The organism is Streptomyces griseus, from assembly GCF_900460065.1.
GTDB lineage: Bacteria > Actinomycetota > Actinomycetes > Streptomycetales > Streptomycetaceae > Streptomyces > Streptomyces griseus.
Map to the genome: position 1 here is coordinate 62,814 of NZ_UAVD01000005.1, position 15,881 is coordinate 78,694.

At 71.3% G+C, this 15,881-nt stretch carries 12 protein-coding genes; 5 read left to right on the forward strand and 7 right to left on the reverse strand.

The annotated features are described in order from the left end of the window. Window positions 1-237: 237 nt before the first annotated feature. Together DTB53_RS02785 and DTB53_RS02790 are read right to left on the reverse strand one after the other, a co-directional pair. Window positions 238-654 (reverse strand): hypothetical protein, encoded by a 417-nt coding sequence (locus DTB53_RS02785; RefSeq protein WP_003968680.1) that lies wholly within the window; start codon window positions 652-654, stop codon window positions 238-240. A gap of 274 nt (window positions 655-928) precedes the next feature. Next, entirely contained in the window at window positions 929-1,447 is a 519-nt protein-coding gene (locus DTB53_RS02790) for a hypothetical protein (RefSeq protein ID WP_012380618.1), read from the reverse strand. 468 nt (window positions 1,448-1,915) lie between these two features. On the opposite strand from DTB53_RS02790, the gene DTB53_RS02795 reads away from it, so the two are divergent. Both DTB53_RS02795 and DTB53_RS02805 read left to right on the forward strand, forming a co-directional pair. Beyond that, complete coding sequence (locus tag DTB53_RS02795; RefSeq protein ID WP_236586338.1) at window positions 1,916-5,485, forward strand: hypothetical protein; 3,570 nt, start codon at window positions 1,916-1,918, stop codon at window positions 5,483-5,485. Between the two features lie 1,027 nt (window positions 5,486-6,512). Beyond that, the gene (locus DTB53_RS02805) at window positions 6,513-7,358 is read left to right on the forward strand and encodes a MurR/RpiR family transcriptional regulator (protein WP_003968681.1); all 846 of its coding nucleotides are present in this window, start codon (window positions 6,513-6,515) and stop codon (window positions 7,356-7,358) included. 255 nt (window positions 7,359-7,613) lie between these two features. On the opposite strand, the gene DTB53_RS02810 is transcribed toward DTB53_RS02805, so the two are convergent. From DTB53_RS02810 to DTB53_RS02830, 5 genes are all read right to left on the reverse strand, one after another. Next, complete coding sequence (locus tag DTB53_RS02810) at window positions 7,614-7,988, reverse strand: hypothetical protein (protein ID WP_003968682.1); 375 nt, start codon at window positions 7,986-7,988, stop codon at window positions 7,614-7,616. 141 nt (window positions 7,989-8,129) lie between these two features. Then, window positions 8,130-8,594, reverse strand: a complete 465-nt coding sequence (locus DTB53_RS02815; RefSeq protein ID WP_003968683.1) for a roadblock/LC7 domain-containing protein — start codon at window positions 8,592-8,594, stop codon at window positions 8,130-8,132. A gap of 38 nt (window positions 8,595-8,632) precedes the next feature. After that, window positions 8,633-9,442 (reverse strand): helix-turn-helix domain-containing protein, encoded by an 810-nt coding sequence (locus DTB53_RS02820; protein WP_012380622.1) that lies wholly within the window; start codon window positions 9,440-9,442, stop codon window positions 8,633-8,635. Continuing rightward, a complete protein-coding gene (locus DTB53_RS02825; RefSeq protein WP_003968685.1) occupies window positions 9,439-9,852 on the reverse strand; it encodes a hypothetical protein in 414 nt (137 codons plus the stop codon). The genes DTB53_RS02820 and DTB53_RS02825 overlap by 4 nt, the downstream gene beginning before the upstream one ends. Before the next feature lie 158 nt (window positions 9,853-10,010). Next, on the reverse strand, window positions 10,011-11,393 hold the full coding sequence (locus DTB53_RS02830; RefSeq protein ID WP_012380623.1) for an APC family permease: 1,383 nt from the start codon (window positions 11,391-11,393) through the stop codon (window positions 10,011-10,013). Between the two features lie 134 nt (window positions 11,394-11,527). Here DTB53_RS02830 and hutU point away from each other — a divergent pair, with 134 nt between their 5' ends. Genes hutU through DTB53_RS02845 form a run of 3 tightly spaced genes read left to right on the forward strand, consistent with a single transcriptional unit; the run spans window position 11,528 to window position 15,830 of the window. Beyond that, a complete protein-coding gene (hutU, locus tag DTB53_RS02835) occupies window positions 11,528-13,186 on the forward strand; it encodes a urocanate hydratase (protein WP_012380624.1) in 1,659 nt (552 codons plus the stop codon). Next, entirely contained in the window at window positions 13,186-14,472 is a 1,287-nt protein-coding gene (locus DTB53_RS02840; protein WP_012380625.1) for an allantoate amidohydrolase, read from the forward strand. Before hutU ends, DTB53_RS02840 begins: the two co-directional genes overlap by 1 nt. Then, window positions 14,463-15,830 (forward strand): formimidoylglutamate deiminase, encoded by a 1,368-nt coding sequence (locus DTB53_RS02845; RefSeq protein WP_003968689.1) that lies wholly within the window; start codon window positions 14,463-14,465, stop codon window positions 15,828-15,830. Before DTB53_RS02840 ends, DTB53_RS02845 begins: the two co-directional genes overlap by 10 nt. The last annotated feature ends 51 nt before the right edge of the window (window positions 15,831-15,881 follow it).

The following is a 15,881-nucleotide window of genomic DNA, read 5'->3' on the forward strand; positions in this document are numbered from 1 at the left end:
GCAACCGGCCCTGACCCGGACCGCGTCCCTCGCGGGGACCGCCGTCGTCCCGCCCCCCGGGCGACCGGGGGTGCGGCGGTCCCCGCGACAGACTTCGCACGCACGACAGCGCGGCCGGACTCCCCCGTGGGTCCGGCCGCGCTGTCGTTCCCGGGGCCGGCCGCGCTCCGCGAGGCTCGCGCCCGCGCGTGACCGCGGCGGCGCTCAGCCCCGCCGGCCGGACGGCCTCGGCGGCGCTCAGTCCCGCCAGTCGGACGGCGCGCGATCTTCCCGGCGGCGGAACAGGCCGCCGCCCCGCGCCGCCTGGAACGCGTTGACGCCGACGATGCCGAGCCAGGCCACGACCAGCCCCTCGACATCGGCGTTCGCGACACCGATCGCGGACAGCGGGATGGCCAGGATCAGCGAGACGATGCCCAGACCGTGCCGCTCCCCGAAGCTCCAGGACTCCGCCGGACGCGCCCCCCGGGCGGCGGACATCTGCTGCTCGGCGAGCTGACGGCGGACCCGGCGGTCGAGCGTGGTGTCGAGCCGCTGCTCGACCTTCTCCAGGAACGAGTCGATGAGGGCGGTCTCGTACTCCGCGCCCAGCTCGCCACGGGCCTGGAGGGTGGCGGCGAGCTCCTTCTTGAGCTCGTGGTCACGGGCTTCCATGGCTACGACGGTACGGAGCCCGGGCCCCGGTGACAGTGGGGCTAGCCCCCGCATTCCTTAGGGCTAACCCCCCTTCGGGGCGGCCGGGTTCAGCCCGCCCCCGACGGCCGGCCCCCTTCCGGGCAGCGGTCCGGCCGGGAACCGTCGCGTCGTCCGTGGTGTGGAACGACGGAGACGGCGGCGCGCCAGCAGCCCAGGTCAGTAGCGGGGCAGCACGACGTGCGGCTCGGACACCGTCCGCGCTGCGGACGTCCACCGGCCCGGCGGTCAAAGGTCAGCCGGTGACGCGCAGTTCGACCAAGGTTGTCATCGGCTTGCCAAGCCCCTGGCCGACGGTCTTGAAGTCGTCCTTGTCGACGTTGACGGTCTCGGAGGCACCGGCGTCGGTGGTCAGCTTCGCCGACACCGGGTGGTCGGCGGTCTCGATGTAGAACACCCTCGGCACCTCGAGCGTGAGGAAACCGGACTTGGCGGTTGCCCGGAAACAAAAGAGCTTGGGCTTGTTCTGCTCGTCCGGGCCACGGGTGACCTGAACCTTGATCTGAGTCTTGTCGGAGTTGTCGCATTCGGCGAGGACGATGTGGCCGTCGCCGCGGATCAACTTAATCGACTTCTCTTCGAGGACCTGCTCGGCACCCGGGTAGTCGTACGTCTCCACTGTGTGCGGCATCGACGCGTCGGCGACGGACGATTGGGCGCTGGGCGACGAGGCCAGGGCGGGCACGGCGACGGCCAAGGCGGCGGCACCGACAAGTGCGGTGCCGGCAATCAGCTTGGGGGCATGCGTGAACACCTGGTGGCGTCCTTCCGGGAAGCGGGTACGGCTCAGCCGCGATTCGAGCGGTCAGGAAACTCGCAGCGCCACACGCGGAGTCAGGCACTGATCAGCGAACCTCAGTTGCAAAGAAACAGCTCGCTCACGAGGCCTGTCAAGGTGAAATAAAGTGAAGTGGATCACCGTATCCCGGAGTGTGGGCCTTTGGTGGGCCAGAGTAATGTGCGAGCGAACTCGGTATGTGTGCAACTTGTCGCCTTCTTTGGCGATCTGTCCTGGCGTCTCGCGCCGCGCACGCCGAGCGGGGGCGGGTCGCGTTCGATGTCTGAAACGCGAACATACGAACTTTTTCGGCTTTTTGGCCGCTCCCTCGATCCAGATTCCGGCGATGGCATGTCGCCGACGATGAGATGAGCGATGTTGAGGCGAAAACTGCGTGCACCTCGGCACGCGAGAAGGGCGTCGAGCACCCTGCGGGCGCTGCTGGTGAGCCTGCTGCCGGTTGCGCTGGTCATGGGGTTGATGGGATCCGCTCCGGTTTTTGCTGATGACGGGTTCGACGACGACGAGAGCCCTGTCAGCGCGATACCGGCGACCGACCGCGGGAGGGTTGTCGAGCTCTGGAAAGAAGGCGGACCCGGCGTCAAGGCTGCTGCCGAGGTGGCCCTCACCGGCAGCGATGCCGAGGTGAAGAACTTCCTGGACAAGGTGGCCCCCGGCCTCCAGGCCGACGACGACCGCGTCTCCGTGGCGCAGATCGCCACGGTGGGCGGGGTCAACGTCCAGGAAGCGGCTCGCACGGCGCTGTCGGCGTCGAACGCGGAACTGCAGGTGTTTCTCAAGGACGGATGGAAGCATCCGCTCGAGGAGGACCAAAGGCTTCGTGTCGCCCAGATCATGGACGCCGGAGGCTTCGGGGTCCAGGAGGCAGGCAAGGCGGCGCTCAATGGTTCCGCCGCCGACGTCCAGGCGTTCCTCAACAAGGGGCAGCACACGGCCCGCGAGGATGATGAACGGCTGCAACTGGCTCAGATCCTGAGCACCGGCGGGCCGAACATTCGAGCCGCGGGCAAGATCGCCATGAACGGTAGTCCGGCCGATGTCCGGGAGTTCCTGGAAGTGGGCCAGCACATCGCCCGCGACCGGGACCGGGAACACGCCACGATCGCTGAGCTCTCCGAGCAGGCAGTCGAGGCCGGACGCCAGGCGCTGGTGGAGACCAAGGCTGCCGAGGTGACCTCCAAGCGCGCCATCACGGCCGCGGCACTGGCCAAGACGGCAGCCGAGAAGGCCGCCCGGGAGACCGACCTCGCGCGCGACGACGCGCTCAGCGCCGCAGCTGCGGCCGGCCGTGCGGCCAAGGCCGCCGACCAAGCCGCTTCTGCGGCCCAGCAGGCCATCAGTGCTGCTCGGGCAGCCAACAACTCCGCCCGCATCGCCGCCAACGCCGCGGCCCAGGCCGCCTCGGCAGCCGCTGGCGCCGCCCAGGCCGCCTCCGCCGCACGTGGTGCGGCTGCCTCTGCCGCGGTCAACGCGGGCGACGCCTCCAAGGCGCGCGCTGCCGCAGAGAACGCGCGTGCAGCCGCCGAGGGGGCCGACAAGGCGGCCGAGGCATCCAACCAGGCTGGTATCGCGGCGGATCGTGCCGCGGATGCCGCTGACTCCGCAAGCAAGGCCGGCGCCGACGCGCAGAGTGCGGCGAGCTCTGCCAGGAGCGCCAGCAACTTCGCAGACCAGGCCGGTGTGCACTCGCAGACGGCCCGGAATGCCGCCGCCCGCGCCGAGCGGCAGGCCAACGAGGCCTCTCGCGCCGCCCAGGAGGCCCGGAACCTGGCCCGCAAGTCAGCTCAGGCAGCCCGTGATGCGCGTGACGACGCCCGGTCGGCGGCCACGCACGCGCGCAACGCGGCCAAGGCGGCGGACGAGGCGGCGGACCACGCCGGTGAGGCCGCCGCGGCCGCCGCGCAGTCCACCGCTCACGCCAAGGCCGCACAGGATGCAGCCACCCGTGCGTCCGCGGCGGTCGCCAAGTCGGTCAAGACGCACGAGCTCGCGCTGCAGATCGAGAAGGAAGGGCGCACCGAACGCGCGAACATCGGCATGGAGAAGGCGATCGCCCTGGCCGACTCCACCGCCGCCTTCGATCAGGCGCGCGAGAGTGCGGCCAAGGAGGCGCAGGACCTGGAGGCGGAGGCCGAGAAGCTGGCCGCGGAGGCGAATGCTCCCGGCGCCGAGCCCGCGGATGTCGCCCTCAAGGCCCGCACGGTTGCCATCGGTGCGATGAAGGTCCGGGGTCCCTGGAGCCGTACGGCAGCCGAAGTCGCCCTCGCGGGCACGGACAAGGACCTCATCGACTACATCCGTACCGGATGGACGCAGGCCGCCGAGCAGGACGATCGCGCCCGCGTCGAGAACCTCGCCCTCCTCTCGGAGATCGAGCCGGTCCGGATCCAGGCGGTGACCGCGCTCTCCGGGGATGCCGCCAAAATCACTTCATTCCTGGAGACGGGCCAGTACGTGGCCGCCTCCGACGACTTCCGCCTGCAGATCGCGCAGATCATCAGCAACGGCGGTCCCAACGTCCAGGAGAGCGGTCGCGCTGCACTGAACTCGGGCTCGGAGGACAAGTACCGCCAGTTCCTCGTCACCGGACAGTTCACCGCGCAGTACGACGACGACCGTCTCATCGCCGCGGGTCTCGCGGACGGGGGGTCCACGGCCCCCGACAAGTGTTCCGTCAGCGAAGTGACGGTGGCCGCCTGCATCGCTCTCAAGGCCCCGGCTCAGGCCCTGCACGAGTTCTCAGTCTCCGGCCAGTTCAAGGCCAAGCGCAAGGATCTGCTCGCGGCCACTCATGACCTGCAGATCCGCAAGCTGATTCTGGACGCCTCCAAGGTCGCCGCGACGGCGCAGGAGAACGCCGACCGGGCCCAGGCCGTCGCAGCCGACGCCCGCAAGGCCGCCGCTGAGGCCGACAAGTACCGCAAGGAAGCCGAGGCTTCGAAGAACAAGGCCCAGGGATACGCCAATCAGGCGGCCGAGTCGGCCAAGCAGGCAACCGAGTCCGCCAATCGCGCGGCCGAGTCGGCGAAGAAGGCCACTGAGGCCGAGGCGCAGGCCCGGCAGTCCGCTCGCGAGGCCGGCCACTCCGCGGCCCTTGCGGAGTCGTCCGCGACCGCCGCGCGTGGTTCGGCCGACGCGGCCTGGTCGTACGCCAATGAGGCCAAGCAGTCCGCGATCGCGGCCGGCAAGGACGCCGACGCGGCCGACAAGGCCGCGAAGGACGCGCTCGCCGCGTGGGTGACGAAGTCCCGCGAAGAGGCCGAGGCCGCACGGAAGGAAGAGAACCGCACCAACCTTGCGGCGCTGCAGGAGATGGAGGAAGCCCTCGCCGATGCGGCGGCCGACGATGACATCAGCGTCTGGGACGTGCTGTCCGGCGTCGGGCACACGGTGCTGGACGTCGCCGGGCTGGTCCCGGGCGTCGGCGAGATCGCGGACCTGGCGAACGCGGGATGGTACGGACTCGAAGGCGACGCGCTCAACGCCTCCCTCTCCGCGGCCTCAGCGATCCCGTTCGTCGGCTGGGGGGCCACCGGCGCCAAGTGGGGCAAGAACATGTTCCGCGGCGCGGAAGCTTTCATGAAGGCCGAACGGGCCAGCGGATCCGTGGCCCACATCTGGGCGAGCAATAAGAAATTTCCTAGCGTCAAGAACGCTCTGGAACACTTTAAGAGCCACCGCGGTGAATTTCCCGAGCTGCAGAACGCTAAACAGTACGTGGAAATGGCCCACTTTTACCGGCAGGCGGCAAATAGCCCCAAGCCTCCTGCCGGTTATCGCGTCTGGGATCGTCTGGACAAGAGCGGCAACCTCAACGGTTACGCCGTGTACGAGAAGAAGTCCAATACTCTCGTCTCCTATGACGGTGGTGGCGTGCCTAAGACGATGAATCGGCCAGCTCCTAGGAGTCCTGACAACCCGCGCGGCTTCGACACTAACAGGTGGCCTACGCTAGAGGACTACCTTAAGGCGCAAGGTCAGCGAGAGCGCTGACAGGGATGAAAGGTGACTCCATGCCACCAGAAGACCTCGATCCCCCCGGTCCAGACGAGGAATCTGTCTGCCGGGTGTGCGGACACGACGACGGCGACCTCTTCTGGGAAGGTGGATGGCCCACAGCGCTGATCTGTGTGTGCTGCGGCAACGAGTCAGATGTTTCCGACACCAGCCTCATGGGGGTCCGCAACTACCGTGGCTACTGGACGGGGAACGGTGCGGGATGGCACTGCCCCTCCTTCAAGCCTCAGGACTGGGACATACTTGAGCAGTTGTCCCGCATTCCAGTGGAATGGCGGTAGTGGTGGTTGGCCATGTGTCATCCGTGATGGCATATATTCTTGATCGATTGTGTCGTTGATCGAGAATCTGGAGTGAAGGGCGGCGGGCGTACGTCGGTCCGGGCTCGTCCGGACTGACGCATGCAACTGGTCACCGAGTTCACTGCGGTTAGCCTCGACGACCGGGGTGCTTCGAGGGCGAGGCGCACCGGCATGCCGGAACCGGCAATACACCGCCGCCGCAGGCAAGGGGCGCCACCTGCCGGAGGGGGACTTGCTGAACCTGGTCTCCGCCGCAGGTGAAAAGGCCCCTACTCCTGATCAGGAGTAGGGGCCTCTATCTCCCCCAGGGGTAACCGGGCCAACGTGGCCCGGTCAACCGGGTACTGCATGGCTGCCCAGGTGCCACGTTGGGACGTGGCACCTGGGCCTTGGCGTGATCGACCACATGGCGGTCCGGGGTATCGATGTGCGCCAGACATGGCCGACGGCGGGCTACCGGTGCACTGCTGGCTGGGTGGCTCCCGGTCAGCACGAGCGCGTGCGGCTAGACGACTGGCGCGCTACGCGCAAACCCGACTGCGGTCAGGTTTCTCCGCCTGTTGGGCTTCGGCTCTCGAACCGGTACGGCCCTTCTCGCACTGCCCCGGCCTACCCCCTGCATATGGACATACAGCGACCTTCCTGGCTGAATAGAACGGTCGGCGCCGGTCGTGGCACGACGGATCCAGCAAGGGGACAGCATGAGTGGGAGCGGCCCCGCCGCACGGTTGCAGCGGCTTTTCGAGGGGCACCGGCTCACGCCCACCCAGCGGCGCATCGCGCACTGCATGGTCCGCAGGGCCGCCGACGCTCCCTTCCTCTCCAGCGTCGAACTGGCCGAGCTGGCCGGGGTCAGCCAGCCCTCCGTCACCCGCTTCGCCGTCGCGCTCGGCTTCGACGGCTACCCGGCGCTGCGCAGGCACCTGCGCGAGGTCGCGCCCGCCGACGTGGAGCAGGAGGACGCCGGGGAGACGTACAACGAGTACCAGCAGGCCGTCCGCGCCGAGATCGAGAACCTCCAGCACCTCTCCGACATGCTCGCCGACCCCGCGCCCGTCGAGCGGGCCGGCCGGCTGCTCGCGGGCTCCCGGCCGCTGCCGGTGCTGGGGTTGCGCGCAGCCTCCTCGCAGGCGCGCGGCTTCGGGTACTTCGCCGCCAAGGTGCACCCCGACGTCCGGGTCCTCGACGAGGGCGGCAGCATGCTCGCCGACCGGATCGACTCCGCCCGGCGGGCCGGGGCCACCGCCCTGATGTGCTTCGCGCTGCCGCGCCACCCCAAGGAGAGCGTGGACGCGCTCGCCTACGCCCGGGACCAGGGGCTGACCGTGGTGACCGTCGCCGACTCCGCCTTCGCGCCGGTAGCCAAACACAGCGACCTGCTGCTCCCGGCGGCCATCGGCTCCGGGCTCTCCTTCGACACCGTCTGCGCGCCGATGCTGCTCGGCCGGGTGCTTCTGGAGGCGATGTGCGACGGACTCCCCGACGCCCAGGCCCGGTTGGAGGAGTTCGACACCCGCGCGGCGGCACGCGCTCTCTTCGTGGAGTGAGGGCGGGCTCCCGGCCCGCGCGGAATTCTCAGCCGCCGCTCGTCTGCGGCCGTTGACCTCCGCGCCCGGAAGCACCGCGGGCGACGCGGGGGCACGGCGAGAGGGGTACGGACGTGGGGCGCGGAGGGCAAGCGGGTGCGGGCGCACCGGACGACGGGTCCGGAGGCGGGGGACGCCGCGCCGGGCGGGGCGCGGCGTCGCCGCCGGTGAGGCGGGGCCTGCGGGGCCGGACCGAAGACCTCGCGGCGGCCGGGGTCAGACCTCCAGGCCCGCCTCGATCTTCTTCAACTGGTGGCGGGCCATCGCCAGGTTCGCCCGGCCGGCGTCCAGCACCAGGTAGAGGAACAGACCGTTGTTGCCACGGGTCTTGAGGAGCCGGATCAGGTGGTACTGGGTGCCGAGCGTGATCAGGATGTCCTCGATCTCGTCCTTGATGCCCAGGTGCTCCATGGTGCGGAGCTTGGCGCGGACCACGTCGGTGTTGCCCGCGGCGGCGACCTCCAGGTTGAAGTCCTTGCCGCCGCCGAGCGTGCCCAGGGCCATCCCGCTCGTGTAGTCGACGAGGGCGACACCCGTGGCGCCCTCGATCGAGCTCATCGCGTCCTTCAGTGTCGTCTCGGTGTTCGCCATGGAGGCTCGTTTCCTTTCCCTGGCCGGTCGCGGTGACCGGGGCCGTTTCTGTGGTGGCTGTCGTGCGGGCCGGTGCGCGGGCTTCTGCGTGATGGCGTGAGTCCCGGTGGTGGTGACGTCGCGGGTGGGGGATCGTGCCGGTTACGTGGGGCGTTGCGGCAGGGTGCGGTCGGGCGCGGTGCCGGGGCGCGGGGGCGCGGCGGTCGAGGGGCGCTCCGTGCGCCGCAGCCCGGCGGCGACGAGTTCGCCGATACGGGCGCCCGCGCGGCGGCCCTCCAGATGGAGTCGGCCGACGTTGATGCGGTCCTCGGCCAGCAGGGTCAGGACGGCCGACGAGCCCGCGGCGTAGGTGGCGATGTAGCCGTCGTCGCCGCGGACCAGCAGCTCGCGGAAGCCGCCCCGCCCGGTGGCGTCGGTCATCCGGACGGAGACGCCGAGGGCCGCCGCGGTGAGGGCGGCCACGCCCTCCGCCTCGACGCCCGGGGTGTCGTGGGCCAGGACCAGCCCGTCGGTGGAGGCGGCCAGCGCCCCGGAGAGCAGGGGGACCCGGGCGCGTAACCGCTGGAGCTCGGCGAGGACATCACGCGCTTCGGCCTCGGGCACCATCAGCTGTCTCCTCCCGGCACGCTGTCTGAGCGCGCGTATCACAGGGCCTCCAATGCGTCTCGGAGCCGGCGCAACAGGGCGATGTCGGGGTCGGCCGTCACCTCGGGGAGCGCGATCCGGCCGGCCGGGGAGGAGGCCGGCAGGGGCTGGGCGCGGACCGCCTCCACCAGGCCGGCCGCCGCGAGGCGTCGCAGGTCGACCAGGACGTGGAACGCCGAACGGCCCAGCGTCCGCGCGATGTCCGAGGCCGTACGGACCCCGTCCGCCAGCTCCAGGAGCCGGCGCTGCCGGGCCGGGACCGGGGCGTCGGACGGATGCGCCGACGTCCGCAGCAGCGGAGCGCCGTCACAGGCGGGGTCGGGCCAGATCCGGTCCAGGAACTCCCGTCTGCGCAGCGTCTCGCGCTCCACGGCGGCCACCGGGACCGGCCGCACCGGACCGATCCAGTGCGCTACCCCGTAACGGAAGCGGGCGGGCGTCCCGGTCGGGGCGAGCGCGAAGAACGCGGCGTCGTACAGCGCGCCGAGATGGCACAACTCCAGTGCGCCGCCCGGCACATGGCCGCCCTCCACGAGATAGCGGCCGACCCGGCGGTGCGCCCCGGCCTGCGCCACGGCGTCCCACCAGCCCTCGTGCCGCAGGGCCCCGCCGGCGGTGAGCAGGACGTCGATGCCGGGGGTGGCGGGACTCTCGGCGTGCACCACCTGGCCGTCGGCGAGGTAGAGGGTGCCGCGGTCGCGCATCAGGGCGCCGGTGGCGCGTTCGGCGGCGAGGCGCCGGAGCATCGGGGAGAGCACCGGGGGCCGGTCGGTGCCGGGGGCGTCGGGGTCGGCCGCTATCGCGCTCATGCCAGCACCAGGCGCTCGGCCAGCTCGCCCAGACGCATCCGGGCGAGCGCGAGATTGCCCTCGGAGCGGTCCAGCCACAGGTGGAGGAAGACGCTGCTGTCGAAAGCCGTCTCGACGAACCGGAGCATGTGGTATCCGTCGTGGGTGGTGACGATGACGTCCTCGACGGGGGTGCCGGGCGCCTCTCCCCGGTCCTGTGGGCCGCCGTCCGGGGCGAGGTGGGCGAAGGCCGGCTGCTCGGCGGTCATCCGGGCGACCTCCGCGGTCTCGGCGGCGGTGGCCTCGTGGTCGCCGTTGGGGGATTCGCCGATGGTGCCGAGGGCGAGACCGCTCGTCCAGTCGACCACCGAGGCGCCCCGGGCGCCGGGCAGCCTCATGACTTCGAGCAGGCACTCGTCGATTCCGGGCACGCGGATCTCCCCTCCCGACGTGGCGTACGGCTGTAACGCTGAGGCTACGCATCGTGCTCACGGCCGGTGGGGGTTCTGGCATTTTCCCTTGGTACATGCGGCCCGCGGTGTAAAGGAGCGGCCGGAAAGGCGGTGGCGGATGCGTCGGCCCCGTCCGGTCAGGCGCCCGGGGCGCCCGACTTCTCGCGGGCCGTCATCACCGCCCTGTTGAGCGCCCACAGCCCGATCCCGATCAGCAGCAGGACCCCGGCCCGGACGTACACGTCGGAGCCCCGGTCGGCCAGCGGGCTCGCCAGGATCAGCGAGGTGAGCGCGCCGAGCACCGGAAGGGCCGTGGGGGTACGGAAGTGGTGGTGGTCCACCCGGTCCCCGCGCAGCACCAGCACGGCGATGTTGACCACGCCGAAGACGCAGAGCAGCAGGAACGAGGTGGTGTCGCCGAGCCCTTCGATCTCGCCGGTGGAGACCAGGCCGATGGCCAGCAGCGAGACGAAGACGATGCCGACCCAGGGGGTGCGGCGGCCGGCCAGCACCTTGCCCATCGCGGGCGGCAGGATGCGCTCGTTGGCCATGCCGTAGCAGAGCCGCGAGGCCATCATGATGTTGATCAGTGCCGAGTTGGTGACGGCGAACAGGGCGATCAGCGCGAAGAGTTTTGGCGGGAAATCGACGCCTCCGGCCTTCACCACCTCCAGCAGCGGGCCGCTGGAGCCCGCCAGGGTGCGGGAGTCGACCAGGAGCGAGGAGACCACGGCGACCAGGACGTAGACGGTGCCGGTGATGCCCACCCCGATGAAGATCGCGCGGGGGAAGGCGCGTGCGGGATTCCTGGTCTCCTCGGCCATGTTGACCGAGTCCTCGAATCCCACGAACGCGAAGAAGCCCAGGGCGGTGGCGCCGAGCACCCCGGTGATCAGCGCGTATCCGGTGCCGCCGGTCTCGATCCGGGTCAGCCGGGAGGGGTCGCCCCCACCGCTGAACACGGCGTACGCGCCGATCGCCAGGATCACCGCGAGCCCGCTGACCTCGACCAGGGTCAGGACGACGTTCGCCTTCACCGACTCGGCGACCCCGCGGAGGTTGATCGCGGCGAGGGCGAGGACGAAGAGGATCGCGATCAGGGTCGGCGGCACGGCGTCGGTGAACTCTCCCAGGTAGTCGCCGCTGAACGCCCGCGCGGCCGCGCTCGCCGAGGAGAGGCCCGAGCACATCACCATGAAGGCGACGACGAAGGTCAGGAAAGGGGTCTTGAACGCCTTCTGGGTGTAGAGCGCGGCCCCGGCCGCCTTCGGGTACTTCCCGACGAGTTCCACGTAGGAGGCCGCCGTCAGCAGGGCGACGGCGAAGCCGATCGCGAACGGCAGCCACAGCGCGCCGCCGACCTTGCCCGCCACGTTCCCGGTGGTCGCGTAGATGCCGGTGCCCAGGATGTCGCCGACGACGAAGAGGATCAGCAGCTTGGTGCCGAGGGCGCGCTTGAGCGGCGGCGATCCCGTGGGGCTCCGGGGATCGCCGGTCGTGGGGGATTCGGCTGTGCTCATCGACGCCTCCGGTCCATGCCGCGCATCACTGGCAGGACCTGTTCCCGGCCGCGGCGCGAACCGCACCTGTTGACTACGACTATTCAGAGCATCAGGATGTGAATAGTTTTTCACCGTCGCGAGGAGGCACCGCCATGTCAGGACCCCGCCCCGTACGGGCACCGCGCGGCAGCGCGCTGACCGCCCTGGGATGGCAGCAGGAAGCCGCCCTGCGGATGCTCCAGAACAACCTCGACCCCGAGGTCGCCGAGCACCCCGACAAGCTCGTCGTCTACGGCGGCACCGGCAAGGCGGCCCGCGACTGGCGCTCGTTCGACGCGATGGTCCGCACCCTTCAGACGCTCAAGCAGGACGAGACGATGCTCGTCCAGTCCGGGCGGCCGGTCGGCGTCATGCAGACCCACGAGTGGGCGCCCCGTGTGCTCATCGCCAACTCCAACCTGGTCGGCGACTGGGCCAACTGGGAGGAGTTCCGCCGCCTGGAGGCGCTCGGACTCACCATGTACGGCCAGATGACCGCGGGGTCCTGGATCTACATCGGCACCCAGGGCATCCTCCAGGGCACCTACGAGACCTTCGCCGCCGTCGCCGCCAAGAAGTTCGGCGGGACGCTGGCCGGGACGATCACCCTGACCGCCGGGCTCGGCGGCATGGGCGGCGCCCAGCCGCTCGCCGTCACCATGAACGACGGCGTCGCGATCTGCATCGACGTCGACCCGCGCGCCATCGAGCGCCGCATCGAGCACCGCTACCTGGACGTGAAGGCCGACAGCCCGGAGCACGCCCTCCAGCTGGCCGTCGAGGCCCGCGACGCCCGCCGCCCGCTCTCCATCGGCCTCCTCGGCAACGCGGCCGAACTGCTTCCCCGGATGCTCGCCGAGAGCGCGCCCATCGACATCGTCACCGACCAGACCAGCGCCCACGACCCGCTGGCCTACCTCCCCCTCGGCGTCGACTTCGACGACATGGCCGGCCTCGCCGCCGAGAAGCCCGCCGACTTCACCCGGCGCGCCCGCGAGTCGATGGCCCGCCACGTCGAGGCCATGGTCGGCTTCATGGACGCCGGGGCCGAGGTCTTCGACTACGGCAACTCCATCCGCGGCGAGGCCCGGCTGGCCGGGTACGACCGTGCCTTCGACTTCCCCGGATTCGTCCCCGCCTACATCCGCCCCCTCTTCTGCGAGGGCAAGGGCCCCTTCCGCTGGGCGGCGCTCTCCGGCGAGGCCTCCGACATCCACAAGACCGACAAGGCGATGCTGGAGCTGTTCCCGGAGAACGAGTCGCTGCACCGCTGGATCAGGATGGCCGGCGAGCGCGTCCACTTCCAGGGCCTGCCCGCCCGCATCTGCTGGCTCGGCTACGGCGAGCGCGACAAGGCCGGCGAGCGCTTCAACGACATGGTCGCGAGCGGCGAACTGGCCGCCCCGCTGGCCATCGGCCGCGACCACCTCGACTGCGGCTCGGTCGCCTCCCCGTACCGCGAGACCGAGGCCATGCTCGACGGCTCCGACGCCATCGCCGACTGGCCGCTGCTCAACGCCATGGTCAACGTCGCCTCCGGCGCCTCCTGGGTCTCCCTCCACCACGGCGGCGGCGTCGGCATGGGCCGCTCCATCCACGCGGGCCAGGTCTCCGTCGCGGACGGCACGAAGCTCGCGGGCGAGAAGATCCGCCGGGTGCTGACGAACGACCCGGGCATGGGCGTCATCCGCCACGTGGACGCCGGATACGACATCGCCGAGAACGTCGCCGCCGACCAGGGCGTACGCGTCCCCATGACGGAGGGCAACTGATGCCCACGGGCACCTCGGGGCAGGGCCCGGCCGGTCCGGGACGGCAGCCGTGGCGTGCCGGTGACTCCTTCCTCGCCATGTGGCGGGAGCTGGCCCCCATCGGGCGCCACCCCGACAGCGGCGGCTACCGGCGCCACGCCTGGTCACCGGCGGACCTCGACTGCCGGGCCTGGTTCCGCGCGCAGGCCGAGGCGCGCGGTCTCGCGTACGAGAGCGACCGCAACGGCAACCAGTGGGCCTGGCTCGGCGACCCGCTGGCCGGGGACGCCGTCGTCACCGGTTCGCACCTGGACTCCGTCCCGGACGGCGGCGCCTTCGACGGACCGCTCGGCGTGGTGTCCTCCTTCGCCGCGCTCGACGAACTCCACCGCAGGGGAGTGGAGTTCACCCGGCCGCTGGCGATCACCAACTTCGGTGACGAGGAGGGCGCACGCTTCGGCCTCGCCTGCGTCGGATCCCGGCTGACCGCGGGACAGCTCGCCGTCGCCGACGCCCACCGCCTGAGGGACGCGGACGGGACCACCCTGCCCGCCGCCATGGAGGCCGCCGGATACGACCCCGGCACCATCGGCCCCGACCCGGAACGGCTCGCCCGGATCGGCGCGTTCGTCGAACTCCACGTCGAGCAGGGCCGGGCCCTCGACCTGACCGGGGACCCCGTCGGCATCGCCTCCGCCATCTGGCCGCACGGCCGCTGGCGGTTCGACTTCCGGGGCGAGGCCAACCACGCCGGCACCACCCGCCTCGCCGACCGCCGCGACCCGATGCTCACGTACGCCGAGACCGTGCTCGCCGCCCGCCGCGAGGCCGAACTGACCGGCGCCCTCGCCACCTTCGGCAAGATCGCGGTCGAGCCCAACGGGGTCAACGCCATCCCCTCGCTCGTCCGCGGCTGGCTCGACTCCCGCGCCGCCGACCAGGTGACCCTGGACGCCGTGGTCACCGGAATCGAGCGGGCCGCCCGCGAGCACGCCGAGCGGGCCGGGATCGACCTCGACGTCGTCCGCGAATCGTTCACGCCCGTCGTCGAGTTCGAGCACGCCCTGCGCGACGAGCTGGCCAAGATCCTCGAAGGCGCCGGCGACACGGGGCGGCCCGTGCCCGTCCTCGGCACCGGCGCGGGCCACGATGCGGGTATTTTGTCCGCCTCGGCGCCCACCGCCATGCTCTTCGTACGCAACCCCACCGGCATCTCGCACTCACCCGCCGAGCACGCCGCCGAGGACGACTGCACGGCCGGGGTCGAGGCACTCGCCGACGTACTGGAAGGTCTCGCGTGCAGCTGACACACCGGACGACGGGCGCACCCGTCACCGCGACCTACTGGATGGACCACGCCTGGCTCGGCACCCACGTCGAGCCGGGCGTCACCCTGGACGTCGCGGACGGCCGCGTCGCCGGGATCAGGACCGGGGTGCCGACCCCGCCGCCCGGTGCGACCGCGCTGCGCGGCCTGACCCTCCCCGGCCTCGCCAACACCCACTCCCACGCCTTCCACCGGGCCCTGCGCGCCACCGTCCAGGTCGGCTCGGGCACCTTCTGGACCTGGCGCGAGCTGATGTACCGGACGGCGTCCCTCCTCACCCCGGACACCTATTTCGACCTGGCCCGCGCCACCTACGCCGAGATGGCCCTGGCCGGCATCACGTCCGTCGGTGAATTCCACTACCTGCACCACGCCCCCGGCGGCACCCCCTACGCCAACCCGAACGCCATGGGCGAAGCGCTGATCGCGGCCGCCGCCGAGGCCGGGATCCGGATCACCCTGCTGGACACCGCCTACCTCGCCGCCGGATTCGGCGAGAAGCCCAACCGGCACCAACTGCGCTTCTCCGACACCACCGCGGAGGCCTGGGCGGAGCGCGCCTCCCTCCTCAAGGGCGACGACCACACCCTCATCGGCGCGGCGATCCACTCCGTCCGGGCGGTCCCGGCCGGGCAACTGGGCACCGTCGCACAGTGGGCCGAGGAGCGGAACGCCCCGCTCCATGTGCACCTCTCCGAGCAGACGGCGGAGAACGACGCCTGCCGGGCCGCGCACGGCCGCACTCCCACCCGGCTGCTGGCCGACCACGGGGTCCTCGGCCCGCGCACCACCGGCATCCACAACACCCACCTGACCGAGGCGGACATCGCACTGCTGGGCTCCTCGGCCACGGGCACCTGCATGTGCCCCACCACCGAACGCGACCTGGCCGACGGCATCGGCCCCGCCGCCGCCCTCCAGAAGGCGGGCTCGCCGCTCTCGCTGGGCAGCGACAGCCACGCCGTGATCGACCTCTTCGAGGAGGCGCGGGCGATGGAGCTCAACGAGCGGCTGCGCACGCACGTCCGGGGCCACTGGACGGCCGCCGCCCTGCTCCGGGCGGCATCGGCCGACGGGCACGCCGCACTCGGCCGCCCCGACGCGGGCGTGCTGGAGCCGGGCGCCCCCGCCGACCTGACCACCGTCGCCCTGGACTCCGTCAGGACGGCCGGACCGGTGCCCCGACTGGCAGCGGAGACCGCCGTATTCGCCGCCTCCGCCGCTGATGTGCGGCACACGGTCGTGGCAGGGCGGCACATCGTCCGGGACGGCCGTCACACACGGATCGAGGACGTGCCCCGGGCGCTCGCCGAGGCCGTGGCCGCCCTGCACCCCTGACCCCGGACCCGCCGGACACCCCGGGCCGCCCGCCCGGGCCCCCGGACCCGC